The organism is Azotobacter bryophylli, assembly GCF_042643485.1.
Lineage (GTDB): Bacteria > Pseudomonadota > Gammaproteobacteria > Pseudomonadales > Pseudomonadaceae > Azotobacter > Azotobacter bryophylli.
Genome location: NZ_JBHRSJ010000016.1, coordinates 226,939 through 252,068, shown reverse-complemented (window position 1 = coordinate 252,068; position 25,130 = coordinate 226,939). Strand labels below are relative to the sequence as shown.

Below are 25,130 nucleotides of genomic sequence, written 5' to 3'. Positions count from 1 at the left end.
CCCTCAGTTGTGCGGCAGGCCGCGCTCGTACCAGGCGCGGCTGGCGTTGACCGTGCGTACCAGGACGAGCATCACCGGCACCTCGATCAGCACGCCGACCACGGTGGCCAGCGCGGCGCCGGAGTCGAAACCGTAAAGGACGATAGCCACCGCTACCGCCAGTTCGAAGAAGTTGGACGCGCCGATCATGGTCGAGGGACCGGCGACGTCGTGGCGCACCCTGAAGGAGCGATTCAGCCAGTAGCCGAGAGCGGCGATGAACAGGGTCTGCAGCAGCAGCGGCACGGCGAGCAGGGCGATCACCAGCGGCTGCTCGACGATGGCCTGGCCCTGGAAGGAGAACAGCAGGACCAACGTCGCCAGCAGGGCGAGGATGGAGAACGGCGAGATCCGCGCCAGCGCCGCCCGGAACGCCGCCTCGCCGCGCCGGAGCAGACGGGCGCGGACGAACTGGGCGATGGCCAGCGGAATGACGATGTACATCACCACCGACAGCAGCAGGGTGTCCCAGGGCACCGGGATCGACGACACGCCGAGCAGCAGGGCGACGATGGGCGCGAAGGCGAACACCATCACCAGATCGTTGAGCGCCACCTGGGTCAGGGTGAAGTTGGCGTTGCCGTTGCACAGGTTGCTCCAGACGAACACCATCGCCGTGCACGGCGCGGCGCCGAGCAGGATCAGCCCGGCCATGTAGCTGTCGATCTCGCCGGCCGGCAGCCAGGCGGCGAACAGGTGCTTGAGGAAGACCCAGCCGATCAGCGCCATGGAGAACGGCTTGACCGCCCAGTTGATGAACAGGGTGATGCCCATGCCGGCCTTCTGCTGGTAGACCTCGTGCAGGGCGCCGAAGTCGATCTTCATCAGCATCGGGATGATCATCACCCAGATCAGCAGCCCGACCGGGAGATTGACCTGGGCGACTTCCAGCGCGCCGATGCCCTGGGCGACCGCCGGGGCGTAGAGGCCGAGCAGGGTGCCGGCGACGATGCAGAGGAACACCCAGAGCGTCAGGTAGCGCTCGAAGAACCCGAGCGGGGCGCCGGCGGCCTGTTTGCCGATGACTTCGCATTGACTGGACATGGGGGGATCGCATCCTCGTGTCGGGGTATGGACTGGATCGTCGGCCGGTGGGCGGTTTGCCATCCGTTCATTCAGGTTAGCCGCCGGTCGATCCGCTTTACTTGATATGCGGCAATAAATATATTCGCTATTCCGTATATTTAACCAGAGGACAGGCGTGCTCCCGCAGCGGCACGAACGACGACAGCGAGAATACCCATGGACCCCAAACTGACTCCCCTCGAGGTTTTCAAGTGTCTCGCCGACGAGACCCGGGCGCGCATGACCCTGCTGGTCGCCGCCGAGGGCGAGCTGTGCGTCTGCGAGCTGACCGCGGCCCTGGAACAGAGCCAGCCGAAGATCTCCCGCCACCTGGCCCAGCTGCGCAGCAGCGGGCTGCTGGCGGACCGCCGGCAGGGCCAGTGGGTCTATTACCGCCTGCATCCGCAACTGCCGGACTGGGTGCACGACATGCTGCGCACCGTCCTCGCCGCCAACCGCGACTGGCTGGCGGCGGACTCCGAACGTCTGCAAGGCATGCGCGCGCGCCCGGAGCGGGCCGGCGCCTGCGCCTGAGCCGACGCGCCGCCGTCGTCACCGTCCCCCGCGAGAAATCCCATGGAAGCCGATCTGCCCAACATCGACCACGACCTGCTGGACCTGCCCAGCCCCGATAGGCTGGAGCCGTCGGCGCAACCCGAGCACAAGCCGCGCATCCTGCTGCTCTACGGCTCCAACCGCGAGCGTTCCTACAGCCGTTTGCTGACACGGGAGGCAGCGCGCCTGCTCGACCACTTCGGCGCCGAGACGCGGATCTTCGACCCGTCCGGTCTGCCGTTGCCGGACGACGCGCCGGAGGATCACCCGAAGGTGCGTGAGCTGCGCGAGCTGGTGCTCTGGTCGGAAGGTCAGGTATGGTGCTCGCCCGAGCGGCACGGTGCTATGTCGGCGGTGTTCAAGGCGCAGATCGGCTGGATTCCGCTGAGTCTCGGGGCGATCCGCCCGACCCAGGGCAAGACCCTGGCGCTGCTGCAGGTCTGTGGCGGCTCGCAGTCGTTCAATGCGGTCAACCAGATGCGCGTGCTCGGTCGCTGGATGCGCATGTTCACCATCCCCAACCAGTCGTCGGTGCCCAAGGCCTTCCTCGAGTTCGACGAAGCCGGGCGGATGAAGCCCTCGTCCTTCTATGACCGGCTGGTGGACGTCATGGAGGAGCTGATGAAGTTCACCCTGCTGCTGCGCGGGCGGAGCGCCTATCTGGTCGACCGCTATTCCGAGCGCAAGGAATCGGCCGAAGAGCTGTCCCGGCGCGTCAACCAAGGCTCCATCTGAGATTCCGATGTTCAAGACCCTGATCCTGTACGCGATCACCGCGGTGGCCGAAATCGTCGGTTGCTATCTTCCCTATCTCTGGCTCAAGCAGGGCCGGAGCCCCTGGCTGCTGGTGCCGGCGGCCGCATCGCTGGCGCTGTTCGCCTGGCTGCTGTCGCTGCACCCGGCGGCGGCCGGGCGGGTATATGCGGCCTATGGCGGGGTCTATATCGGTGTCGCCATCCTCTGGCTGTGGTGGGTCGACGGCATTCGCCCGAGCGCCTGGGACCTGGTCGGCTGTCTGGTCGCGCTGACCGGCATGGCGATCATCGTGTTCGCCCCGAGAAGCCAGTGATTTCATTCGATTTGCGGAGGTAAGCCCCCATGACCATCAAAGTAGGCATCAACGGCTTCGGCCGCATCGGACGTCTCGTGCTGCGCGCCGCCTGGGGCGGCCCGAAACTCGAGTTCGTGCAGATCAACGATCCGGCCGGCGATCCGGCGACCCACGCGCACCTGCTCAACTTCGACTCGGTGCACGGCCGCTGGCAGCACGAGGCGAGCGCCGACGGCGATTGCCTCGTCATCGACGGCAAGCGCATCCGCGTCACCGCCAACAAGGCCACCGCCGACACCGACTGGTCCGGCTGCGACCTGGTGATCGAGTCCAGCGGCAAGATCAAGACCGTGGCGGCGCTGCAGGGCTACCTGGAGCAGGGCGTGAAGCGCGTGGTGGTCAGCGCGCCGGTTAAGGAGCCGGGCGTGCTCAACGTGGTGATGGGGGTCAACGACGGGCAGTTCGATCTGGTCAATCACAAGATCGTCACCGCCGCCTCCTGCACCACCAACTGCCTGGCCCCGGTGGTCAAGGTGATCCACGAGCATCTCGGCATCCGCCACGGCGCGATCACCACCATCCACAGCCTGACCAACAGCCAGAGCATCCTCGACCAGCCGCAGAAGGACCTGCGCCGCGCCCGTTCCTGCGGTTCGAGCCTGATCCCCACCACCACCGGCTCGGCCACCGCCATCGCCGAGATCTTCCCCGAGCTGCGCGGCCGGCTGAACGGTCACGCCATCCGCGTGCCGCTGACCAACGCCTCGCTCACCGACTGCGTGTTCGAGGTGGAGCGGGCGACCACGGTGGAAGAGGTCAACCGGCTGCTCAAGGGCGCCGCCGAGGGCGAGCTCAAGGGCATTCTCGGCTACGAAGAGCGACCGCTGGTGTCCATCGACTACCGCACCGACCCGCGCTCCTCCATCGTCGATGCCCTGTCGACCATGGTGGTCGACGGCACCCAGGTGAAGATCTACGCCTGGTACGACAACGAGTGGGGCTACGCCAACCGCACCGTGGAACTGGCGCGGCTGGTCGGCTGATCCGCAGGGCGGCTCCGGCCGCCCGTTCCCCTTCGCCGGCGGTCGTGCCCCTCTGGCCGCCGGCTTTCCTCCTCACCGATCCTCGAGCCCGCAACCGACCACCATGCCCGCGCTTTCCCGCCTGTCTCCCGAGATCCGCCAGTACCTGCTGGTCACCGGCAACTACTGGGCCTTCACCCTGACCGACGGCGCCTTGCGCATGCTGGTGGTGCTGCACTTCCACGGGCTCGGCTACAGCCCGCTGCAGATCGCCGCGCTGTTCCTGTTCTACGAACTCTTCGGCGTGGTCACCAACCTGATCGGCGGCTGGCTCGGCGCGCACCTGGGCCTGAACCGCACCATGAACCTGGGGCTCGGCCTGCAGGTCGGCGCGTTGCTGATGCTCGCCGTGCCGTCGGCCATGCTCGCGGTGCCCTGGGTGATGGCAGCGCAGGCGCTGTCCGGCATCGCCAAGGACCTCAACAAAATGAGCGCCAAGAGCTCGATCAAGCTGCTGGTGGCGGAGGGCGAGCAGGGCACGCTGTACAAGTGGGTGGCGCTGCTGACCGGTTCGAAGAACGCGCTCAAGGGCGTCGGCTTCTTCCTCGGCGGCGCGCTGCTGGCGCTGGTCGGCTTCCGCGGCGCGGTGCTGGCGATGGCCGCGGTGCTCGCGCTGATCTGGCTGGCCAGCCTGGCGACGCTGCGGCGGGACCTGGGCAAGGCGAAGGCCAAGCCGAAATTCCGCGACCTGCTGTCCAAGAGCCGGGCGATCAACATTCTCTCGGCCGCCCGGCTGTTCCTCTTCGGTGCGCGGGACGTGTGGTTCGTGGTGGCCCTGCCGGTGTACCTGGCCGATGCCTTCGGCTGGGACTTCTGGCAGGTCGGCGGCTTCCTCGCCGCCTGGGTGATCGGCTACGGCTGCGTCCAGTCCTTCGCGCCGCTGCTCACCGGCAAGCGGCGCGGGCGGGTGCCGGACGGCCGCGCCGCCTTCGGCTGGGCCCTGAGCCTGGCCGGACTGCCGGCGGCCATCGCCGCGGGCCTGGGCGGCGGGCTGCCGGCGCAATGGGTGCTGATCGGCGGCCTGCTGCTGTTCGGCGCGCTGTTCGCGGTCAACTCCTCGCTGCACAGCTACCTGATCGTCTCCCACGCCAAGGCGGACGGGGTGTCGCTGGACGTGGGCTTCTACTACATGTCCAACGCCCTCGGCCGGCTGCTCGGCACCCTGCTGTCGGGCTGGGTGTACCAGCGCTGGGGGCTGGAGACCTGCCTGTGGCTCTCCAGCCTGTTCGTCGCCCTGGCCGCGCTGATTTCCCTGGGGCTGCCGCGGCAACTCGGGCCCGCTTCGGTCTCAGGCCGGACTCCGCTGCGCGGCTAGCCCGAGCAGGGCCGGGCGCTGCGCGGAAATCTCCTGCAGCAGCGCGCGGCAGTGCCGGAGCAGAAGGGATTCGTCTCCCGCCCGCCAACTGGCGATGATCGGCGAGGTCGCCTTCTCGTCCGTCAGCGGCGTATAGCCGATGTCGTCCCGGTGCAGGCGCTGCACCGAGGCCGGCACCAGGGTCACGCCGATCCCGGCGGCGACCAGGCCGATCGCCGTCTGCAGCTCGTTGGCCAGCTGCACCACCCGGATGTTCAGCCCGTGGCCGGCGAACAGCGCCAGCACCTGGTCCGCGTAGCTCGGGCGCGGATTGCCCGGATAGAGGATGAAGGGTTCGGCGGCCAGCGCCTCCAGGCCGACCGGCGCGCCGAGCAACGGATGGCCGGCGGGCAGGGCGGCCACCAGCGGGTCCTCGAACAGCACGCGCTGCTCGATGGCCGGGTCCTCGATGCGGATTCGGCCGAAGCCGATGTCGATGCGGCCGCTCTTCAGGGCCTCCACCTGCTGCAGGGTGATCATTTCCGAGAGCCCCAGCTCCAGGTCGCCGTTGGCGCGCAGGCGGCGGATCAGCTCGGGAAAGGCGCCGTAGAGGGTCGAGGGGGCGAAGCCGATGCCCAGCCACTGCTTCTCGCCGCGGGCGATGCGCCGGGTGTTCTCGCAGGTCTGCTGCAGCTGCTCCAGCAGCTTGCCCGACTGCTCGTAGAAGAAGCGCCCGGCCTCGGTCAGCTGCATCGGCCGGCCGCGTTCCAGCAGGCGCACGCCGAGCATGTCTTCCAACTGCTGGATCTGCCGGCTCAGGGGCGGCTGGGCGATGTGCAGCCGCTCGGCCGCGCGGGTGAAGTTCAGGGTTTCCGCGACGGCCTGGAAATAGCGCAGATGACGTAGTTCCATGAATACCTTCCGGGTATGGATGCAAACCAAAACCATATTGGACCCGGAATAATCGCCATATCAAGATCCTGTTCCACAAGAACAGAACCTTACGGATATGGAAATGAGCCACTCCCTGATCGAACGGGTCGAGACGGTCATCGTCGACCTGCCGACCATCCGCCCGCACAAGCTGGCGATGCACACCCTGCAGCAGCAGACCCTGGTGATCGTCCGCGTGCGTTGCGCCGACGGCATCGAGGGCGTCGGCGAGTCCACCACCATCGGTGGCCTTTCCTATGCCGGGGAGAGCCCGGAGAGCATCAAGCGCAACATCGACAGCCACATGGCACCGCTGCTGGTCGGCCAGGACGCGAGCAACGTCAACGCCGCCATGCAGCGCATCGAGCGGGCGGTGAAGGCCAACACCTTCGCCAAGTCCGGCCTGGAAAGCGCCCTGCTGGATGCCCAGGGCAAGCGTCTTGGCCTGCCGGTGAGCGAACTGCTCGGCGGCCGCGTGCGCGATGCCCTGGAAGTGGCCTGGACCCTGGCCAGCGGCGATACCGCCCGGGACATCGAGGAGGCCGAGCGGATGCTGGACCTGCGCCGGCACCGCATCTTCAAGCTGAAGATCGGCGCCGGCGAGCCGGCCCGGGACATCGCCCACGCCGCCGCCATCAAGCGGGCCCTCGGCGAGCGCGCCAGCGTGCGGGTCGACGTCAACCAGGCCTGGGACGAGGGCGTGGCCATCCGCGGCTGCCGGCAGCTGGCCGACGCCGGCATCGACCTGATCGAGCAGCCCATCGCCCGCTTCAACCGCGCCGGTCTCGCCCGTCTGTCGCGGATCAGTCCGGCGGCGATCATGGCCGACGAGGCGATCGAGAGCGTCGAGGACGCCTTCGCCCTGGCCGCCGAGGGCGCCGCGCCGGTGTTCGCCCTGAAGATCGCCAAGAACGGCGGCCCGCGCGCCGTGCTGCGCACCGCCCACATCGCCGAAGCGGCCGGGATCGGCCTGTACGGCGGCACCATGCTCGAGGGCAGCGTCGGCACCCTGGCGGCGGCGCACGCCTTCCTCACCCTCGACCGACTGAGCTGGTCCACCGAGCTGTTCGGGCCGCTGCTGCTGACCGAGGAGATCGTCACCGAGGCGCCGGTCTATCGCGACTTCCAGCTGGAGGTGCCGCGCAAGCCGGGGCTGGGACTGACCCTCGACGAAGACCGCCTGGCCTTCTTCGCCCGCCAATGAACCGTTCGACAGAGGAGACGTACCGATGCTGTTCCACGTCAAGATGATCGTGAGGCTGCCGCCGGACATGGACCCGGCCCGGGCCGACAAGCTCAAGGCCGACGAGAAGGCCCTCGCCCAGCGCCTGATGGAGGAGGGCAAGTGGCGCCACCTTTGGCGCATCGCCGGCGAGTACGCCAACTTCAGCGTGTTCGACGTGGGCAGCGTGCAGGAGCTGCACGACACCCTGACCCAGCTGCCGCTGTTCCCCTACATGGACATCGAGGTCAAGGCAATCTGCCGCCATCCCTCGTCGATCCGCCAGGACGATCGCTGACCAGCCGATCTGCGTTACCCCCAATAAATATAAATAATGAGGTATGCATCATGACCGTTAAGATCTCCCACACCCCGGAAGTCCAGAAGCTGTTCGACGACGCCTGCGGCCTGAGCGCCGACCAGGGCAGCCCGCGGGTCAAGGCGCTGATGAAGCGCATCGTCAACGACGCGGCGAAGATCATCGAGGATCTCGAGGTGACCCAGGACGAGTTCTGGTTCGCCGTCGACTACCTCAACCGCTTGGGCAAGAGCTACGAGGCCGGATTGCTGGTGGCCGGGCTGGGGCTCGAACATTTCCTCGACCTGCTGGAGGATGCCAAGGAGGCCAGGGCCGGCCTCGGCGGCGGCACCCCGCGCACCATCGAGGGGCCGCTGTACGTGGCGGGCGCACCGATCTGCCAGGGCGAGGCGCGCATGGACGACGGCAGCGAGAACGGCACCGTGATGTTCCTCAAGGGGCGCGTGTTCGGCGCCGACGGCAAGCCGCTGGCCGGCGCTACCGTCGATCTCTGGCACGCCAACACCAAGGGCAACTACTCCTTCTTCGACAAGAGCCAGTCCGAGTACCACCTGCGCCGGCGCATCGTCACCGACGCCGAAGGCCGCTACAGCGCCCGCACCATCGTGCCGTCCGGCTACGCCTGCTCGGTCGACGGTCCGACCCAGGAAGCGCTGAATCTGCTGGGGCGCCATGGCCACCGTCCGGCCCACGTGCACTTCTTCCTCTCGGCGCCGGGGCATAGCCATCTCACCACCCAGATCAACCTGTCCCACGACCCGTACCTGTGGGACGACTACGCCTACGCCACCCGCGACGGACTGGTCGGCGAAATCCGCTTCGTCGAGGATGCCGCCGCGGCAGCGGCCCGCGGCGTCGAGGGTCGCTTCGCCGAGGTGGACTTCGACTTCCGGCTGCAGGCGGCCCCGACTCCGGAGGCGGAGCAGCGCAGCAGGCGTCCCCGCGCCCTGCAGGAAGCCTGAAGGCAGGGTAAGTCCCACGGGTTGGTACGGCCGCGCTCTAGCGCGGCCGTTTCGTTTCCGCCGTCCGGCGATAGCGCTTAGAATGAGGAAATCGCTCGGGTATTCCGCCAGCGCGGAATCGCCCCTCCAGGAAGAGGATACGGACCCCAACACCATGATTACCCTGAATCTGAACGGCAAAGACCAGCAACTCGACGTTCCCCCGGAGATGCCCCTGCTCTGGGCCATCCGCGACGTGGCCGGCTACACCGGCACCAAGTTCGGCTGCGGCCTGGGCCTGTGCGGCGCCTGCACCATCCATGTCGACGGGCTGCCGGTGCGGGCCTGCCTCACCACCGTCGAGCAGGCGGTCGGCAAGCGGGTGACCACCGTCGAGGCGCTGCAGGCCGATCCGGTCGGGCAGGTGGTGCAGCAGGCCTGGCTGGAGGCCGGCGTCGCCCAGTGCGGCTACTGCCAGGGCGGGCAGATCATGTCCGCCACCGCGCTGCTGAAGGACAACCGCAATCCCGACGACGCGCAGATCGAGGCGGCGATGGCCGGCAACATCTGCCGTTGCGGCACCTACACCCGGATCAGGACGGCCATCCGCAACGCCGCCGCCAAGCTGCAGGAGGCCAAGGCATGAGTCAGCGCAAGGACGAACTGGTCGTCGCCAACCTGAGCCGGCGCGGCTTCCTCAAGGGCCTGGCCGCCAGCGGCGTGCTGGTGGTGGCCGCCAACTGGGGCTGGCGCGATGCCTTCGCCGAAGAGCAGCAGTACGGCGCCGCCGGCATGCCCCACGGCTGGGTGGACAATCCCAAGGTGTTCCTCAGCATCGGCAGCGACGGGCTGGTCACTTTCGTCTGCAACCGCCAGGAGATGGGGCAGGGCATCCGCACCAGCCTGGCCATGGTGGTCGCCGACGAGCTGGAAGCCGACTGGGAGATGATGCGGGTGGTCCAGGCCCAGGGCGACGAGGAGCGCTACGGTAACCAGGACACCGATGGCTCGCGCAGTATGCGCCACTGGTTCGACCCCATCCGCCGCTGCGCCGCTGCCGCGCGCAGCATGCTGGAGCAGGCCGCTGCCCAGCAGTGGCAGGTGCCGGTCGCCGAGTGCCGGGCGCAGGGCCACAAGGTGGTGCACCAGCCCAGCGGTCGCAGTCTCGGCTACGGCCAACTGGCGGAAGCCGCCGCGGCCCTGGAGGTCCCGCCGCGGGAAAGCCTGCGCCTGAAGCCGGCCGGGCAGTTCCGCTACATCGGCAAGGATTCGACCCGCGCCATCGACGGCGCCGATATCGTCGGCGGCCGTGCCGTCTACGGGGCGGACGTGCGCTTCGACGACATGCTCTACGCCGTGGTGGCCCGTCCGCCGGTATACGGCGGCAAGCTGAAGAACCAGGACGCCGCCGAGACCCTGAAGGTCCCCGGCGTGGTCAAGGTGGTGGAAATCGCCGGCTCGCCGCTGCCTTCCGGCTTCCAGCCGCTGGGCGGCCTGGCGGTGATCGCCGGCAACACCTGGGCGGCGATCAAGGGCCGCGAAGCCCTCAAGCTCGAATGGGACGACGGCCCCAACGCCGGCTACGACTCCAAGGCCTACCGCGCCGAACTCAGTCAGGCCGCCCGCGCGCCCGGCCAGCTGGTGCGCGATGCCGGCGACGTGCAGGCCGTGTTCGCCAAGGCCGAGCGCCTGCTCGAGGCCGAGTACTACATCCCGCACCTGGCCCAGGCGCCGATGGAGCCGATGGTGGCCACCGCGCGCTTCGCCGACGGCGCCTGTGAGGTCTGGGCGCCGGTGCAGGCGCCGCAGGCGACCCGCGAGAGCGTCGCCGAGCGCCTGGGCATTCCCGTCGACAAGGTCACGGTCAACGTGACCCTGCTCGGCGGTGGTTTCGGCCGCAAGTCCAAGCCGGACTTCGCGGTGGAGGCCGCGCTGCTGGCCAAGGAATTTCCCGGCCGTCCCCTGCGCGTGCAGTGGACCCGGGACGACGACCTGCGCTTCTCCTATTTCCATACCGTGTCGGTGGAATACCTGCGCGGCGCGCTCACCCCGAGCGGCAAGGTCAGCGCCTGGCTGCACCGCAGCACGGCGCCGAGCATCGCCGCGCTGTTCGGCCCCGATCCCAAGCACGAGATGCCGCTGGAGCTCGGCCTGGGCTTCATCAACCTGCCGTACACCCTGCCGAACGTGCGGCTGGAGAACCCCGAGGCGGCCGCCCATACCCGGGTCGGCTGGTATCGCTCGGTGTCCAACATTCCCCATGCCTTCGCCGTGCAGAGCTTCATCGGCGAGCTGGCCGCCGCCGCCGGCCGCGATCATCGCGACTTCCTGCTCGAACTGATCGGCCCGGCGCGCAAGATCGACCCGCGCAAGCTGGGCGACGAGTGGAACCACGGCGAATCGCCGGCGCTGTACCCGATCGACACCGGCCGTCTGCGCTCGGTGGTCGAGGTGGCCACCCACCAGGCCGGCTGGGGCAGGAAGCTGCCGAAAGGCCGCGGACTCGGCCTCGCCGTGCATTACAGCTTCGTTACCTACGTGGCGGTGGTGCTCGACGTGGAAGTGAAGGACGACGGCTCGCTGCTGCTGCACAAGGCCACCATGGCGGTCGACTGCGGTCCGCAGATCAACCCCGACCGCATTCGCTCGCAGATGGAGGGCTCCTGCATCATGGGCCTGAGCAACGCCGCGCTGAGCGAAATCAGCTTCGCCAACGGCCGCGTCCAGCAGAGCAACCTGCACGACTACGAAGTGGCACGGATGCCCCTGGCGCCCAGGGAGATCGTCGTGCACTTGGTCCGGCCCGAGGGCGAGGTGCCGCTGGGCGGCGTCGGCGAACCCGGCGTGCCGCCGATCGCCCCGGCGCTGTGCAACGCCATCTTCGCCGCGACCGGCAAGCGCATCCGCGATCTGCCGGTCCGCGATCAGCTGAAGGGGTGGAACCAGGCCTGATGGACAGCGCGGATCTGAACGTCCTGCGCAGCGTGCTGGCCTGGCGCGAAGCCGGCCAGCGCGTCCTGCTCTACACCGTGGTGCAGACCTGGGGCAGCGCCCCTCGGCCGCCGGGCGCCATGCTCGCGCTGCGCGGCGACGGCATGCTGATCGGCTCGGTCTCCGGCGGTTGCATCGAGGACGATCTGGTCGCCCGCCTGCGCGACGGCCGGCTCGACTCCCCGCGCCCGGTCGTGGCCCTGGTGACCTACGGCGTGACCCGCGAGGAGGCGGCGCGCTTCGGTCTGCCCTGCGGCGGCACCCTGCGTCTGACCGAGGAGGAGGTCGGCGAGGCGGACTGGGTGCGCGAGCTGCTGCGGCGCTGCGAGCATCACGAGCTGGTCGCCCGCGAGCTGGATCTGGCCAGCGGGGCGGTGAGCCTCGCCCCGGCCAGCCGCGAGGATACGCTGAGCTTCGACGAAGGGCACCTACGGGCGGTCTACGGGCCGCGCTGGCGGCTGCTGCTGATCGGTGCCGGGCAGCTGTCCCGCTACGTCGGCGAGATGGCGCGAATGCTGGACTTCGAGGTGCTGATCTGCGACCCGCGGGAGGAGTTCGCCTTCGGCTGGGAGGACCGCAACGCCCGCTTCGTGCCCGGCATGCCGGACGACGCCGTGTTGGCCATCGAGCCGGACGAGCGCACGGCCATCGTCGCGCTGACCCACGACCCGCGGCTGGACGACATGGCGCTGCTCACCGCCCTGGAGTCCCGTGCCTTCTACGTCGGCGCCCTGGGATCGCGGGTCAACAGCGCCAAGCGCCGCGAGCGGCTGGCCGAGCTGGGGCTGCCCCAGGAGGCCATCGACCGTCTGCACGGCCCGATCGGCCTGCCCATCGGCAGCCACACCCCGCCGGAAATCGCCCTATCGCTGATGGCCCAGATCGTCGCGCTGAAGAACGGTCAGGTCGCGCCCTCGCGGTCCCCGCAGCAGGTGCAGACGGCTTGAGCGGCGGAGTCTGCGCCATCCTGCTCGCCGCCGGCCTGGGGACGCGCTTTCGTCAGGTCGCCGGAAGCGATAGTGACAAGCTCCTGGCCTGCTGTTCTGGACACGACGGTCGCGAGCGGGCAGTGCTGGAGCATGCGCTGCTGGCCCTGCATGGGCAGGTGGAGCGGGTCCTGCTGGTGACCCGTCCGGAGAACCGCGGGGCGATCGCCCTCGGCCTGGCTCACGGCTGCGAGCTGGTGACGCTCGCGTCCGCCGGGATGGGCGACAGCATCGCCGCAGCGGTGGCTCGGGTGCCGGACTACGCGGGCTGGCTGATCGCTCTGGGCGACATGCCGTTCATTCGGCCCGCGACCGTCGCTCGGGTCGCCGCAGCCCTGCGGGAGGAACTGATCGTGGTGCCGACCTGGCAGGGGCGTCGGGGACACCCGGTCGGCTTCGGTCGCGCCTATGGCGAGGGGCTGGCGGGACTGAGCGGCGATGCGGGGGCGAAGCGGCTGTTTCGCGACGGGCGGCTACTCGAACTGGCGGTGGATGATCCGGCCATCCTCTGGGACATCGACAGTCCCGAGGCGCTGTCCGGCCCCCGGACATGAGGACAGTTGCCGGATAGTCGCCAGCCGCCCCGTCAGCCGCATCGGCTGCTCAGCTCCAGCTGGTCGGCCAGCATGCAGGCTTCCATATGGCTGAGCCGCCAGCCCTTCACCGTCTCCGTACGACTGTCGACGATTCTGAACAGCCCCTTGCTGACGGGCTCGACCCGGAAACGGTAGTGCGGGCCGGAACGCTCCAGGGTCGCCAGGGCGAGGCGGGCGCGACCGGATATGCTGGACACCTCGTGTTCCGGGGAAAACTGAGAGACTCGCTGCTGCATGGGGGACTCCTTTTCTGACAGGTGCTTCCTTCGGCCGTTTCCATCGGGCCGAAACAGGGCGTGCCGATCGCACGGTACGTACTCGGTCGAGGGAGAAATCGACCGGCTTTTTCGCCACTGGCGCCGGAACCAGCAATGGTGGATGGCCAGGCATGAAGACCACCCATGGCTTCCGGATTACTCGAACAACCGCGCGCTTTGATCCTGGGGAATTCGATCTGCGAATCTAGGGGTAGTCGCGCTAACGCGGTTGCATGGCCATCCGGCGGGGCATCACCAACCTAATGAGCCTTGGCCGAGCCGATGGGCCGGCGCGGCCCGCTGCCCGGTTTTCTCCTGGAGTCTCTGAACGGATAGACCTCCTGACGGTAGAGTGCAACGTGCGCCGGGGCCTCGAGCCCCAGCTTGACCTGGGAGCCGGATATGCCGACGACGGTGATGAGCACGTCGTCGTTGATTCGGAGTGATTCGCCGCTATGGCGGAGGATGGTCTGCACCGTAGAGCTCTTCCCTGTTGTCCTATAGGAATTCAGCCACTTTCCTTGGGGGCTGATGGAACAAAGGCTAGTGCATGCGAAGCGAAGCGGCAGGCACGGCCGATAGTTTCCTGAAATCGAATCACTCGCAGCGCCACGGTGCGGACGAGAGCCCGCAACATTCTCAGAACCGGTGTTCCAGACGGATGAAGCCATTGCCGGGCGCGCCGACGCCGTGAAGAGCGCGCTTCGCCCCCGCCTGGGTATGCAGCGGGGCCGGTTCCGGGTCCTGCTGATCGAGCCGGGCCGCTCCCTGGCGGACCATTTCGAGGTTGATGTTGCGCTTGCCGACGTACACTTCGGCCACGCTGCGGCCGATGGGGTCGCGTCCATACACCTGCAGGGTAGCGGTCTTGCCGAGAGTCAGGTCGCTGAGGGCCTGTCGCGCCTGGGCGCCGTAGGGGTTCGAATCCTCGGGGGCTTCGATATTGGCGAGCTGCACCTGGATGAGCCAGTTGTCCGTGGTCAGCAGCGTCAGGGTATCGCCGTCGACGATGTCGACCACCTTTCCGCTGATCTCCTTGCCAGACGCCTGGGCGCCTGCCGCCATGAGCAATAGTGCGGACAGTGTACCGGTTAGATCGGCCCGGCTCCGGGTTCGTTTCTGCTCTTTCACCTTTCACGCCTCCATGCGCGGGATCCGGTCCGACGAGGCACCGGCATCTCTTGGTCACAGCATGCTATTCAACCGCTTCGCTGAGCACAACTGGCGATTTAGGCAGTCCTGACCGGATCGTCATGACAGGCAATGAGGCGAAAACGCCGCCATGTGGCAACAGTTCCGACGAATGGACGGGAACATCCGCGAACCCGGGAAAAGGGCTCAGGGATGGGGCGTTGCGCCGAGGCCGGGCACGGCGTCATTGGTCCATGTGCGGGAATCTGTGGTCGGCAGCATGAGCGTCGTGCGGCGGCGGACGACACTTGTCTCCACGCGGGCGGCCTGCTGGCTGCTGCCGGCACCGGCGCGGTAGTATCCAGGAAAATGGCAAAATCCGATTCGATTGAGGCCGAGTGGCGTGGGTGGGTGTTTCGAAATGAGTGGTCGACTGTTCTATCTGATGGGGCCTTCCGGCTCGGGCAAGGACACCTTGCTGCGTCGCTGCCGCGAGCGGCTGATCGACGAACCCTGCCTGATCGCCCCTCGCTACATCACCCGCGAGCCCGACCTGCTCGGCGAGAACCACCTGTGCCTGAGCGAGGCAGAATTCGACCAGCGCGTCAGGCTGGGCACCTTCGCCTTGTACTGGAGCGCCAACGGGCATCGCTACGGAATCGGCGTGGAGATCGACCAGTGGCTGGCCATGGGCCTGGACGTCCTGGTCAACGGCTCCCGCGGTCATCTGCAGCAGGCCCGGGCGCGGTATGGCGAGCGTCTGGTGCCGCTGCTGCTGCAGGTGAAGCCGGAGACGCTGCGCCAGCGCCTGCTCGCCCGCGGGCGCGAAAGCGCCGCGCAGATCGCGGCGCGGGTCGAGCGCGCGCGGCGACTGGCCGCCGATTCCCCGGCGGACGCGCAGGTGATCGACAATAATCAGGAACTGGAACAGGCTCTCGGACAACTGCTGAGCGCCATCCTGCACCGTGAGGAGGTGGTTTCCTGACACTGCGGCTCGATTTTCTCGGCACCGGCGACGCCCGGCGCGTTCCCGTCTACGGTTGCTTCTGCCGGGCCTGTCGGCTCGCCCGGGAGCAGCCCGAGCGGGGGCGTCAGGCCTGCAGCGCGCTGCTCAGTTGCAAGGGCTGGCGGCTACTGCTGGATGCCGGGCGCACCGATCTGTGCGAACGCTTCGCGCCGGGCAGCCTGGGCGCCATCCTGCTCACCCACTTCCACATGGATCATGTGATGGGGCTGTTTCACCTGCGCTGGGGCGAGGGGCAGAGCATCCCGGTCTACGCACCGGCCGATCCCCAGGGGTGCGACGACCTCTACAAGCATCCGGGCATTCTCGACTTCCGCCCGCTGCAACCCTTCGTCAGTCTGACTCTCGGTCCCTTCACCGTCACGTCGCTGCCGCTGATCCACTCCAGGCTCAGCCACGGCTATCTGATCGCTGCGGCCCATCGCAGTCTGGCTTATCTTACCGACACCGTCGGCCTGCCCGTCGACACCCTGGATTACCTGCAGCGCCAGCGTCCGGACCTGGTGGTGCTGGACTGCAGCAAGCCGCCCTCTGCGGAAGCGCCGCGCAACCACAACGACCTGAATCAGGCGCTGTATCTCGCGGCAGCCATCGCCGCGCCGCTCTGCCTGCTCACCCACGTCGACCACGATCTGGACGAGTACTGGCTGGACCATCCCGAGTTACCGGCCGGCGTTTCCGTCGCCCGGGACGGCCTGAGCATCGATCTGTAGCCCCCTCTCCGGGGCCTTCCATGCGCGCCGGCTCGCTGCGCCGCGGCCGACTAATATGAAAACTGATTCGGATTCTCTCGGAGATCGACCCATGAGTCAGTTTCAACGCCTGCTCCTGATCGCCAAGCCCGACACGAGCCGCAGTCCCGCCTTCGAGCGTGCCGTCGCCCTGGCCAAGACCAGCGGCGCCAACCTGCACATCGCCCTGTTCGTCTACACCGAAACCATCGCGGCGATGAGCCGGATCGACCGAGAAGGGATGGAGCAGGCGCGCAGCGCCTATGTGGCCGTGCAGCACGAGTGGCTCCAGGAAGAGGTGGTGATCCTGCGCAGCCAGGGCCTGCAGGCGAGCGCTGAGGTGGTCTGGTGCAAGCATCCGCTGGAGGAGATCCTCACCCATGTGCAGACGCTGCCGGCCGATCTGCTGATCAAGGACATCAATCCCGAAACGGCGATCAAGCGGGCCTTCATCACGCCGCTGGACTGGCAGCTGCTGCGCCGTTGCCCGGTGCCGGTGCATCTGGTGGCCGACTCCCATCACGCCTTGCCGCAGAAGGTGGTGGCGGCGGTCGATCCGCTGGTGGACGCCAAGGAGGCGACCGACTTCAACGACCAGATCATCCGCACCGCCACGGAGTTGGCCAGGCAATGCGCGGCCGAGCTGCACTTGCTATATGCCTGCAACGCCATGGCCGACCAGCCGTTCCCCACCGCCACCCTCAATCTGCCGTGGTTCGGCGATCTGCAGAAGAAGATGAAGACGGCCAGCCAGGACGCGTTCCGGATACTGGCCGAGCGCCATGGCATCGCCGAGAAGCAGCGCCACTTCCTGCTCGGGCCGGTGGTGCCGACCATCGCCGACTACGCCACCCGCAGCGAGGCGGACGTGGTGGTCATGGGCACCACCCTGCATCGGGGCCTGCAGCGGGAGATGATGGGCAGCACCTGCGAGTCGCTGCTCTACCGGCTGCCGTGCAGTGCGCTGGTGATCCACCCCGAGGGGATCGTGTCGAAGGAGAAATGAAGCATGGCCAAGACCAAGATCCTGTTTCGTAACGCGGCCCGGGAAAAGATCCTGCGCGGGGCGACGCAACTGGCCGATGCCGTGCGCGTGACCCTCGGGCCCAAGTCCAAGTCGGTGCTGATCCAGCGCCAGTGGGGCACGCCCACGGTATGCAACGACGGCGTGACCATCGCCAAGCAGGTGGATCTGGAGGACGCCGAGGAGAACCTAGGCGCCGCCATGCTGAGACAGGCCGCCGAGCGCACCGGCGATAGCGTCGGCGACGGTACCAGCACTTCCACCGTGCTGGCCCAGGCGATCTTCGCCGACGGGGTGCGCAACGTGGTGGCCGGGGCCAGCGGCATCGACCTCAAGCGCGGCCTCGACCGCGGCCTGCAGGTCGCCGTCGCCTCGCTACGGGCGCAGTCGCGGCCGGTCCGGGCGCGCAAGGAGAAGGCCCAGGTGGCCAGCATCTCCGCGCACAACGACGAGCAGATCGGCGAGCTGGTGGCCGAGGCCATGGAGAAGGTCGGCGGCGACGGGGTGATCACGGTGGAGGAATCCAAGACCACCGAGACCGTGCTCGAGGTGGTCGAAGGCATGCAGTTCGACCGCGGCTTCGTCTCGCCGTACTTCGTCACCGACAGCGACAAGATGCAGGCGGTGCTGGAGGAGGCCTTCGTCCTGCTCTGCGACCAGAAGGTCAGCCTGCTGCAGGACCTCATCCCGCTGCTGGAGGAAGTGGCCAAGGCCGGCCGGCCGCTACTGTTCATCGTCGAGGACATCGAGGGCGAGGCGCTCGCCACGCTGATCCTCAACCATATCCGCGGAGTGCTCCACGCGGTGGCGGTCAAGGCGCCGGGCTTCGGCGAACGGCGCAAGGACATGCTCCAGGACATCGCCGTGCTGACCGGCGCCGAGGTCATCAGCCGCGACCTCGGCCGCAGCCTGGCGGACACCACCCTGGCCCAGCTCGGCCGTGCCCGCCGGGTGGTGATCGACAAGGAAAGCACGACCCTGATCGGCGGCAATGGCGACCCGGCCGCCGTGGAGGCGCGGATCAGGCAGATCCGCGCGCAGATCGACCAGGCCACCGGCGACTACGATCGCGAGAAGCTGCAGGAGCGCCTGGCCAAGCTCTCCGGCGGCGTGGCGGTGATCCGCGCCGGGGCACCGACCGAGGCCGAGATGAAGGCGCGCAAGGACGCCCTGGACGATGCGATTGCCGCGACCAAGGCGGCAATCGCCGAGGGCATGGTGCCCGGCGGCGGACTGGCGCTGCTGCGCGCGGTTCCGGCGATCCAGGCCGAGGAGGCGAAGGCGGAGGGCGACGAACGCACCGGCCTGCAGATCCTCCGTCGCGCCCTGGAGACCCCGGTGCGGACCATCGCCGACAACTCCGCGGTGGACGACGGCGTGGTGGTCGCCCGGTTGCTGGCCGAGAAGGGCAATATCGGGTTCGATGCGGCGCAGAACCGCTACGTCGACATGTTCGAGGCCGGCATCATCGATCCGACCAAGGTGGTGCGGGTGGCGCTGGAGAATGCGGTGTCGGTGGCCAGCATCCTGCTGCTGACCGAGGCGACCATGACCGAGCTGCCCGAGAAGCAGAGCCCGGAGTCGAACATGCCGTCCCTGCCGGAGTGAGTCGGGGCGCCAGCGGGACGGGCCAGTTCCGCCTCAGCGGTCGAGGTGGAAGGCCCGTTCCGCACCGGTCCGGAACCGGCAGGCGTTCCCCCGGCATTCGCGGTTCAGGGTGCCCAGCAGCCAGTGCCGCGCATCCTCGTCCTCGGCGTACTCCAGGCGCAGCTTGCGCATCCGGGTCGGCACCAGGTCCAGGTCCAGCAGCCGGCCTTCGCCGTCCAGGGTGGGGAAATACAGCAGGCCCAGTTCGCTGCGGTAGTGGCGGTGGCCGCCGATGCCCTCGTAGTCGTTCAGCAGGTCGCCGCAGCCGTAAAGGATCAGGCGCTCGCGGTAGATCTCCAGTCCCTTGATGTGATGCGAGGAGTGCCCGTGCACCACATCCACGCCGGCGTCGATCAGTCCGTGGGCGAAGGCGACCTGCTCGGGCGGGATCTCGAACCCCCAGTTGCCGCCCCAGTGAATCGAGACCAGCACGCGGTCGCCGGGCCGGCTGGCGGCATGGATGCGCTGGGCCATGGCCTTGAGGCTGGCGCGGCTGAGGTCGGGGAGGAAGGCCACGCCCGGATTCGTCGGCCCCGCCGCCCAGTACGAAGGAATGCCGCTGTCCGGCAGGCCGACGGCGAACATCAGCAGCCGTCCGCCGTCGGCCAGGGGCAATGCCGCCGGGGCTTCGGCCGCCTCGCGATCCCGCCCAGCGCCAGCGCAGGCGATGGCCTGGGCGGAGAGGGAGTCTAGGGTGTCGATCAGGCCGTCCTCGCCCCAGTCCAGCACATGGTTGTTGGCCAGCGAGCAGGCATCGATGCCGGCCACGGTCAGCAGTTGCAGGTTGGTGGGCGGCATCCGGTAGTTGATGCCTTTGGGTTCCGGCCGGCCACGGATGGTGACCGCGGTTTCCAGATTGACCAGCCGCAGATCCGGCTGGCGCTGGGCGAATTCCTCCATGGCCACGCCCCAGGGGTAGTCGAAGTCCACCGGATGGGGAATGGGGCCGTTCTGCTCTTCGGCGAGCAGCACGTAGTCGCGGGCGTCCTTCACGAAGCCCTCGTAGAGCCGCGGATCGCCGGGGTGGGGCAGGATCTGGTCGACCCCTCGCGCGCTCATCAGGTCGCCGGCGAGAAACAGACCGAGCGTTTGGTTGGCCATGGGCAGAGCGATCGCGAGCGATTCCGGTCGTTCATGGGGCGCATGCCTGGCCGAGGCGGTCAGGCATGCCGGATGTGGATGGGTGGAGCAGGGCGGTGGGCAGTCATTCCTCCGGCTGTTGCTGCTCCGCCTGCTCGCCCTGTTCCATCTTCCCTCTCTGGGCCTGCTGTTCCCCGCGCTTGCTCTTGATGCCGATGACCTTCTCCTGCGGCAGCGCTTCGGGGCGCTTGGGCAGCGTGATGGTCAGGACGCCCTTGTCGAAGTGTGCCTCGATGTTGTCGACATCGATGTTCTCCGGCAGACCGAAGCTGCGCTGGAAGGAGCCGTAGGTACGTTCCGAGACGTAGTAACCCTGGTTCTGCTCCTCGCGCTCGTCCTGCTTCTCGCCCTTGAGCAGCAGGGCGCCGTTGGCCAGCTTCAGCTCGATGTTGTTCTCGTCCATGCCCGGCAGCTCGGCGGTGATGACGATGGCCTGATCCTGCTCGACGATGTCCACCGCCGGCGTGCTGGCCGCGGTCGAGATGGCTCGCCCGAATGGCGCTATCTCGAAGGCGCTGCGACCGAAGGGCCAGAACGGGGTCATGCGGTCGAAGTCTTCGAACAGGTGATCGATCTGTCTGCGCAGGTTGGTCAGCGGTCGCCAGGGATCGTTGGCGCTGGTGCGCGCCGGGCGGTTCTGCTGTTCGCGGCCGATCGGCACGTTCTGCTGCGACTGCTGCTCGGCGGATGGCTGCTGCGTTTCTACCGATTGCTGCTGTTGTTCTGGCTGTGCCATGACAGGCCCCTCCCGACCGGTTACGGAAAGTGATGTGGGTCGCCTCACAGTGAAGCACAAGCAGTACGGCGTGCCGCCTCGGCGCAGCCTGCGGCGACGAACTGCCGGCTGCCGTCTCTCCGGTTGTTTCGGCGCCGGTTGGGAGGCCTGGACGGCGCGAGTGCGCGATTTGTCAGGATGCCTCGGACCGCCCGATAACGAACTTTTGGAAATACTCCATAAGGAGTACAGAACTTTTCGTATTTAAGACGCACTTCAAATAAGCTAAACAATTATTAAAGTTTTTAAATGTGCGGACGAACTTCAATGACTGCCTCGAGCATATATATCCACAATAAAAAAGTGCTTTCTAATTAGGCCCAACTAGGGACAGCCAATGCGTATCAACCAGCCGGTTACCAATCGGGAATATGAACTCAACGACGATAATTTCCTGATTTCCAGGACCGACCTCCAGGGACGAATCACCTATGCCAATCCTGCCTTCATCGAAGTGAGCGGTTTCGCCCACGAGGAGTTGATGGGGGCCCACCATAACCTCGTGCGCCATCCGGATATGCCGCCCGAGGCTTTCGCCAATCTCTGGCAGACCATCCAGAGTGGCGAGACCTGGGAGGGCGTGGTGAAGAACCGGCGCAAGACGGGCGACTATTACTGGGTGCGTGCCACTGTCGCGCCCTATTACGAGGACGAGCGCCTGGTCGGCTACGCGTCGGTGCGGACCAAGGCCCGGCGCCGGGATATCGAGGAGGCCGAGCGCGTCTACCGGGTGTTGCGCGAGGGCGGGAGCATCGGGATGACCCTGGATCGCGGGCGGCTGGTCCATCGCGGGCTGCGCGGCCTGCCCGGGCTGCTGGCGCGCAACTCGCTGCGTACCCGCCTGTCGTTGCTCACTTTCGCCGCGGCCGGGCTCCTCACGGTCAACGGCGGACTCGACCTCTACGCCCTGCAGGCGGCTTCGGAAGCCGGCAAGGGGTCTCTGTTGGTGCAGATCGCCCTGGCCGGTGTCGCCGTCCCCGCCCTGGTGCTGCTGGGCGGGCGGACCATGGGGGTGATCCTCAAGTCGCTGCGCAATGCCCAGGCGTTCGCCGCTCAGCTGGCGGCAGGCAACCTCGGCGTGCAGATGCCGCATGCGGGCGACAACGAGCTTGGCCGGCTGGGATGCCGTCTGGATACCCTGCGCAAGAGTCTGATCAGCATCAACACGGATGTCCGGGGCAGTCTCGACGCTTTCGCCCGTTCGGCCACCGAAGTCGCCAACGGCAGCGACGATCTGGCCGTGCGCACCGAGCAACAGGCCGCATCCCAGCAGGAAATGGCCGCCAGCATGGAGGAGCTGGCCTCCACCCTGAGCCAGAACGCCAATCATGCCCGCGAGGCCAATCGGCTGACCGACGATGCCGCCCATGGCGTCCAGCGCAGTGGCGTGGTGATGAGCCAGGTGGTGGCCACCATGGAGGCGATACTGGCCGGTTCGGAGCAGATGACCAGCATCATCAAGACCATCGACTCCATCGCCTTCCAGACCAATATCCTGGCTCTGAACGCTTCGGTCGAGGCGGCCAGGGCCGGCGAGCAGGGGCGCGGCTTCGCCGTGGTGGCGAGCGAGGTACGCACGCTGGCCGGCCGCTCGGCCGAGGCGGCGAAGGAGATCGGCCAGCTGATCGAGAGCTCCAAGGCGCAGATCGAGGAGGGCGCGCGGCTGGTACGGCAAGCCGAAGAGGCGACCGGGGGCGTGATCGCTTCGGTGACCCAGGTCGACGGCATCATGCAGAGCGTCGTCTGCGCATCCGACGAGCAGGGCCGCGCTGTCGGCCACGTCAGTCAGGCGGTTTCCCAGCTGGATCAGGCGACCCACCGCAACACCCAGCTGGTGGTGAGCCTGGCCCAGGTCACGCACCGGCTGGAGACTCAGGTCAGCGAGGTCCAGCGGGCGATCTCGATCTTCCGTCTCGCCGAAAAGCCCCAGGCTGCGTCTCGATCTGCAGCAAAGATTGCCAAGCCGGCTCCGGCCATCGCCGCCCAGATCGCCTGAGGGTTATGGCTCGCTGCTTCGTCAGTCGCGCTTCCAGTGGATGTCGACGAAGCAGTCCTCCTCCTTGTAGTGGGTGTGCAGCTCCCCGCCCTTGAAGGCCTCGTCCAGGGCATGGGCCAGGCGTTTGGCCAGGTGCATGCCGGTGGTGGTCACCAGCAGGCCGTCGGCGGTGTCGCTGATGGACATCAGCCGCTCCAGCGGATGCTCCGGCTTTTCCAGTTCCTCCGCATGGCGAACGATGTGGCAGATTTCCTCGCTGTGCGGTTTGACGAAGCTGCCGCTCATGGTCACCTGGCCGGCCGGAACCCGCTCGGCGATGCGCCGGCAGGCCGGGCAGGTCTCCTCTTCGGCCTTGTCCTTGTGCGCCAGATGCTGCCAGGTCCAGCGCCCCGCCTGATAGGTGACCCCGCACTGCGGGCAGAAGGTGTCGCCACGCTCGTGCCAGGGCTTCAGGTAGGGGTCGTGAAATTCGGGCTGGATCAGCTTGTCGCTCAGACTCTGACGGTTCTTGTCCATGACAGGACCTCGCTTGGATGAAATCGGCTATCTCCGTGCTGCCAAAGAAGATTAGTTCATCCCTCGGGGGATGGCCGGAAGCAACCACTCGCCGCCTGTCCCGGCGGATGCCGATTTCTGGGCCAGACTGAAAAGAGTGGTTACTGGCAGCGGAGGTCGACATGATCGTGAGCATTCCCTTTCCCGATCGGGTCGAAGCCGGTCGAGCCCTCGCCGAGCGGCTGGCCGCCGAGGGCGACTGGAACGGCGCTCTGGTGCTGGCATTGCCGCGGGGCGGAGTCCCAGTCGCCTATCAGGTGTCCACCCGGCTGGGGCTGGAGCTGGACATTCTGGTGGTGCGCAAGCTGGGCACGCCGGGCAATCACGAGCTGGCCATGGGTGCCATCGCCAGCGGCGGCATACGGGTGATGAACGAGGACATCGTCAACTACGCCCACGTCTCGCCGACTGCGATAGAGGCGGCCATCGCGCGCGAAACCCAGGAGCTGCAGCGTCGCGAGCTAGCCTATCGCGGGCAGCGACCTCGGCCCGCGGTGCAGGGGCGGCCGGTCATTCTCATCGACGATGGCCTGGCGACGGGGGCGACCATGCGCGCCGCAGTCAAGGCCGTACGCATGCAGGGGGCCGGTAGCATCACCGTCGCGGCTCCCGTCGCGGCGCCGGAAACCGTCATGCAACTGGAGAAGATGGCAGACAGGGTCGTCTGCCTGCACACGCCCTTGCATCTCTATGCCATCGGCAATTGGTATCTGAACTTCGATCAGACTTCCGATCAGGAAGTACAGGATCTACTGCGAGATTCATGGACACACGGAGGAAAGGAGCATGAGTAATTCGTCGGCACGTCCGATGCGCTTCACCCTGGGCAAGGCCAGGTTGCATGGCGACCTGACCGTTCCGGACAACGCCGATGGCATGGTGGTGTTCGTCCATGGCAGCGGCAGCAGCCGGCACAGTCCGCGCAACATGAGCGTGGCGCGTTTTTTCAACGGGCTCGGACTCGCCACGCTGCTGTTCGATCTGCTCACCGAGGAAGAGCAGCCCGTGGATGAGGCCACCCGGCAATTCCGCTTCGATATTCCCTTGCTCAGCGAGCGGTTGAACGGTGTGGTCGATCAGCTTCGCGGCGATCCGAGCCTGCGCGGCTTCCGCCTCGGTCTGTTCGGAGCCAGCACCGGTGCCGCTGCCGCCCTGATTACCGCGGCTTCGCGGCCGGCCGACATCGGCGCCGTGGTCTCCCGCGGCGGGCGCGTCGATCTGGCCGGCGATTCGCTGGAGCGGGTGAAGGCGCCGGCGCTGTTCATCGTCGGCGGGGCGGATCTCGAGGTGCTGGAGCTGAACCGCCAGACCATCGTCCACCTGAAGTGCCCCCATGAGCTGTTCGTGGTCCCGGGCGCCACCCACTTGTTCGAGGAGTCCGGCAAGATGGACGAGGTAGCCCGTCTGGCGGGGGACTGGTTCCGCCTGCATCTCGCCCACCAGGGCTCCGCAGTCAAGCCCTGATCCTGCTGGCCGAATGGCCTGGCAAGGGCCGGGCTCAGTCGAGGGCCTCAGCGATCAGGCCGACTCCAGGCTTCCTGGAGTCGGTCTGGATGCCGCTTTGCGGCGTATCGAAAGTCCCGGATACAGACTCGTCTGATTCCTGAAATCACAGCCGTACCGGCTCCTGTCCGGAGCCATATACGGCTAATTGTTTCCTTGAAAACATCATTACTGCGCTTTTGTGAGCTACTTGGTGATTTATTTTCTGTAATCGGAAGTCGACTGACTGGTAACAGGTTTCCGAAACCTCGCTGCAAACCCTGGCAATCAGCC

27 protein-coding genes are annotated in these 25,130 nt (G+C 67.3%); 19 read left to right on the top strand and 8 right to left on the bottom strand.

Annotated features, from left to right (window positions below):
* Positions 1 to 3 precede the first annotated feature (3 nt).
* Positions 4 to 1,083: an ACR3 family arsenite efflux transporter gene (gene arsB, locus ACFOJE_RS09655; RefSeq protein WP_377814109.1), complete on the bottom strand. Its 1,080-nt coding sequence runs from the start codon at positions 1,081 to 1,083 to the stop codon at positions 4 to 6.
* Positions 1,084 to 1,281: 198 nt separating this feature from the next.
* On the opposite strand from arsB, the gene ACFOJE_RS09650 reads away from it, so the two are divergent.
* The 5 genes from ACFOJE_RS09650 to arsJ all read left to right on the top strand — a co-directional run bounded on the left by ACFOJE_RS09650 (position 1,282) and on the right by arsJ (position 5,107).
* The gene (locus ACFOJE_RS09650; RefSeq protein WP_377814108.1) at positions 1,282 to 1,638 is read left to right on the top strand and encodes a metalloregulator ArsR/SmtB family transcription factor; all 357 of its coding nucleotides are present in this window, start codon (positions 1,282 to 1,284) and stop codon (positions 1,636 to 1,638) included.
* 42 nt (positions 1,639 to 1,680) lie between these two features.
* Positions 1,681 to 2,394 (top strand): arsenical resistance protein ArsH, encoded by a 714-nt coding sequence (gene arsH / locus ACFOJE_RS09645; protein ID WP_377814107.1) that lies wholly within the window; start codon positions 1,681 to 1,683, stop codon positions 2,392 to 2,394.
* Between the two features lie 7 nt (positions 2,395 to 2,401).
* Positions 2,402 to 2,728: a YnfA family protein gene (locus ACFOJE_RS09640; RefSeq protein ID WP_377814106.1), complete on the top strand. Its 327-nt coding sequence runs from the start codon at positions 2,402 to 2,404 to the stop codon at positions 2,726 to 2,728.
* Positions 2,729 to 2,757: 29 nt separating this feature from the next.
* Complete coding sequence (locus tag ACFOJE_RS09635; protein ID WP_377814105.1) at positions 2,758 to 3,753, top strand: ArsJ-associated glyceraldehyde-3-phosphate dehydrogenase; 996 nt, start codon at positions 2,758 to 2,760, stop codon at positions 3,751 to 3,753.
* 103 nt (positions 3,754 to 3,856) lie between these two features.
* On the top strand, positions 3,857 to 5,107 hold the full coding sequence (gene arsJ / locus ACFOJE_RS09630) for an organoarsenical effux MFS transporter ArsJ (RefSeq protein ID WP_377814104.1): 1,251 nt from the start codon (positions 3,857 to 3,859) through the stop codon (positions 5,105 to 5,107).
* Here arsJ and ACFOJE_RS09625 read toward each other — a convergent pair.
* Positions 5,081 to 5,998 (bottom strand): LysR family transcriptional regulator, encoded by a 918-nt coding sequence (locus ACFOJE_RS09625; protein WP_377814103.1) that lies wholly within the window; start codon positions 5,996 to 5,998, stop codon positions 5,081 to 5,083. The two genes, arsJ and ACFOJE_RS09625, sit on opposite strands and share 27 nt — an antisense overlap.
* 103 nt (positions 5,999 to 6,101) lie before the next feature.
* Between ACFOJE_RS09625 and ACFOJE_RS09620 the strand changes: the two genes are divergently transcribed.
* The 7 genes from ACFOJE_RS09620 (at position 6,102) to ACFOJE_RS09590 (ending at position 13,032) form a co-directional block, all read left to right on the top strand.
* Positions 6,102 to 7,223: a muconate cycloisomerase family protein gene (locus tag ACFOJE_RS09620; protein WP_377814102.1), complete on the top strand. Its 1,122-nt coding sequence runs from the start codon at positions 6,102 to 6,104 to the stop codon at positions 7,221 to 7,223.
* Between the two features lie 25 nt (positions 7,224 to 7,248).
* The gene (catC, locus tag ACFOJE_RS09615) at positions 7,249 to 7,539 is read left to right on the top strand and encodes a muconolactone Delta-isomerase (RefSeq protein ID WP_377814101.1); all 291 of its coding nucleotides are present in this window, start codon (positions 7,249 to 7,251) and stop codon (positions 7,537 to 7,539) included.
* Positions 7,540 to 7,589: 50 nt separating this feature from the next.
* Positions 7,590 to 8,522: a catechol 1,2-dioxygenase gene (gene catA, locus ACFOJE_RS09610; protein ID WP_377814100.1), complete on the top strand. Its 933-nt coding sequence runs from the start codon at positions 7,590 to 7,592 to the stop codon at positions 8,520 to 8,522.
* Between the two features lie 154 nt (positions 8,523 to 8,676).
* Complete coding sequence (locus ACFOJE_RS09605; protein ID WP_377814099.1) at positions 8,677 to 9,147, top strand: (2Fe-2S)-binding protein; 471 nt, start codon at positions 8,677 to 8,679, stop codon at positions 9,145 to 9,147.
* Positions 9,144 to 11,453 (top strand): xanthine dehydrogenase family protein molybdopterin-binding subunit, encoded by a 2,310-nt coding sequence (locus ACFOJE_RS09600; protein ID WP_377814098.1) that lies wholly within the window; start codon positions 9,144 to 9,146, stop codon positions 11,451 to 11,453. Before ACFOJE_RS09605 ends, ACFOJE_RS09600 begins: the two co-directional genes overlap by 4 nt.
* Positions 11,453 to 12,439 carry an XdhC family protein gene (locus tag ACFOJE_RS09595; RefSeq protein ID WP_377814097.1) on the top strand — a complete coding sequence of 329 codons (987 nt, stop codon included), beginning with the start codon at positions 11,453 to 11,455 and terminating at the stop codon, positions 12,437 to 12,439. The genes ACFOJE_RS09600 and ACFOJE_RS09595 overlap by 1 nt, the downstream gene beginning before the upstream one ends.
* Positions 12,436 to 13,032, top strand: a complete 597-nt coding sequence (locus ACFOJE_RS09590; protein WP_377814096.1) for a nucleotidyltransferase family protein — start codon at positions 12,436 to 12,438, stop codon at positions 13,030 to 13,032. Before ACFOJE_RS09595 ends, ACFOJE_RS09590 begins: the two co-directional genes overlap by 4 nt.
* 32 nt (positions 13,033 to 13,064) lie before the next feature.
* Here ACFOJE_RS09590 and ACFOJE_RS09585 read toward each other — a convergent pair whose 3' ends face one another.
* The 3 genes from ACFOJE_RS09585 to ACFOJE_RS09575 all read right to left on the bottom strand — a co-directional run bounded on the left by ACFOJE_RS09585 (position 13,065) and on the right by ACFOJE_RS09575 (position 14,351).
* On the bottom strand, positions 13,065 to 13,310 hold the full coding sequence (locus tag ACFOJE_RS09585; protein WP_377814095.1) for a hypothetical protein: 246 nt from the start codon (positions 13,308 to 13,310) through the stop codon (positions 13,065 to 13,067).
* Between the two features lie 281 nt (positions 13,311 to 13,591).
* A complete protein-coding gene (locus ACFOJE_RS09580) occupies positions 13,592 to 13,807 on the bottom strand; it encodes a carbon storage regulator (protein ID WP_377814094.1) in 216 nt (71 codons plus the stop codon).
* 163 nt (positions 13,808 to 13,970) lie between these two features.
* On the bottom strand, positions 13,971 to 14,351 hold the full coding sequence (locus ACFOJE_RS09575; protein WP_377814093.1) for a thermonuclease family protein: 381 nt from the start codon (positions 14,349 to 14,351) through the stop codon (positions 13,971 to 13,973).
* A gap of 532 nt (positions 14,352 to 14,883) precedes the next feature.
* Between ACFOJE_RS09575 and phnN the strand changes: the two genes are divergently transcribed.
* From phnN to groL, 4 genes are all read left to right on the top strand, one after another.
* Entirely contained in the window at positions 14,884 to 15,447 is a 564-nt protein-coding gene (phnN, locus tag ACFOJE_RS09570) for a ribose 1,5-bisphosphokinase (RefSeq protein ID WP_377814092.1), read from the top strand.
* A gap of 2 nt (positions 15,448 to 15,449) precedes the next feature.
* Positions 15,450 to 16,199 (top strand): phosphonate metabolism protein PhnP, encoded by a 750-nt coding sequence (gene phnP, locus ACFOJE_RS09565; protein ID WP_377814138.1) that lies wholly within the window; start codon positions 15,450 to 15,452, stop codon positions 16,197 to 16,199.
* A gap of 91 nt (positions 16,200 to 16,290) precedes the next feature.
* A complete protein-coding gene (locus tag ACFOJE_RS09560) occupies positions 16,291 to 17,223 on the top strand; it encodes a universal stress protein (RefSeq protein WP_377814091.1) in 933 nt (310 codons plus the stop codon).
* A 3-nt stretch (positions 17,224 to 17,226) separates the two neighbouring features.
* Positions 17,227 to 18,849 carry a chaperonin GroEL gene (groL, locus tag ACFOJE_RS09555; protein ID WP_377814090.1) on the top strand — a complete coding sequence of 541 codons (1,623 nt, stop codon included), beginning with the start codon at positions 17,227 to 17,229 and terminating at the stop codon, positions 18,847 to 18,849.
* Between the two features lie 33 nt (positions 18,850 to 18,882).
* On the opposite strand, the gene ACFOJE_RS09550 is transcribed toward groL, so the two are convergent.
* Positions 18,883 to 19,995: a CapA family protein gene (locus ACFOJE_RS09550; protein WP_377814137.1), complete on the bottom strand. Its 1,113-nt coding sequence runs from the start codon at positions 19,993 to 19,995 to the stop codon at positions 18,883 to 18,885.
* A 97-nt stretch (positions 19,996 to 20,092) separates the two neighbouring features.
* Positions 20,093 to 20,764: an Hsp20/alpha crystallin family protein gene (locus ACFOJE_RS09545; protein ID WP_377814089.1), complete on the bottom strand. Its 672-nt coding sequence runs from the start codon at positions 20,762 to 20,764 to the stop codon at positions 20,093 to 20,095.
* Between the two features lie 376 nt (positions 20,765 to 21,140).
* Here ACFOJE_RS09545 and ACFOJE_RS09540 point away from each other — a divergent pair, with 376 nt between their 5' ends.
* Positions 21,141 to 22,799: a methyl-accepting chemotaxis protein gene (locus tag ACFOJE_RS09540; protein ID WP_377814088.1), complete on the top strand. Its 1,659-nt coding sequence runs from the start codon at positions 21,141 to 21,143 to the stop codon at positions 22,797 to 22,799.
* A 21-nt stretch (positions 22,800 to 22,820) separates the two neighbouring features.
* Here the strand turns inward: ACFOJE_RS09540 and ACFOJE_RS09535 are convergent, their stop codons facing one another.
* Positions 22,821 to 23,315, bottom strand: coding sequence for a BCAM0308 family protein (locus ACFOJE_RS09535; protein WP_377814087.1), 495 nt, complete (start codon positions 23,313 to 23,315; stop codon positions 22,821 to 22,823).
* Positions 23,316 to 23,476: 161 nt separating this feature from the next.
* On the opposite strand from ACFOJE_RS09535, the gene ACFOJE_RS09530 reads away from it, so the two are divergent.
* On the top strand, positions 23,477 to 24,148 hold the full coding sequence (locus ACFOJE_RS09530) for a phosphoribosyltransferase (RefSeq protein ID WP_377814086.1): 672 nt from the start codon (positions 23,477 to 23,479) through the stop codon (positions 24,146 to 24,148).
* Positions 24,141 to 24,818, top strand: a complete 678-nt coding sequence (locus ACFOJE_RS09525; protein WP_377814085.1) for a dienelactone hydrolase family protein — start codon at positions 24,141 to 24,143, stop codon at positions 24,816 to 24,818. The genes ACFOJE_RS09530 and ACFOJE_RS09525 overlap by 8 nt, the downstream gene beginning before the upstream one ends.
* The last annotated feature ends 312 nt before the right edge of the window (positions 24,819 to 25,130 follow it).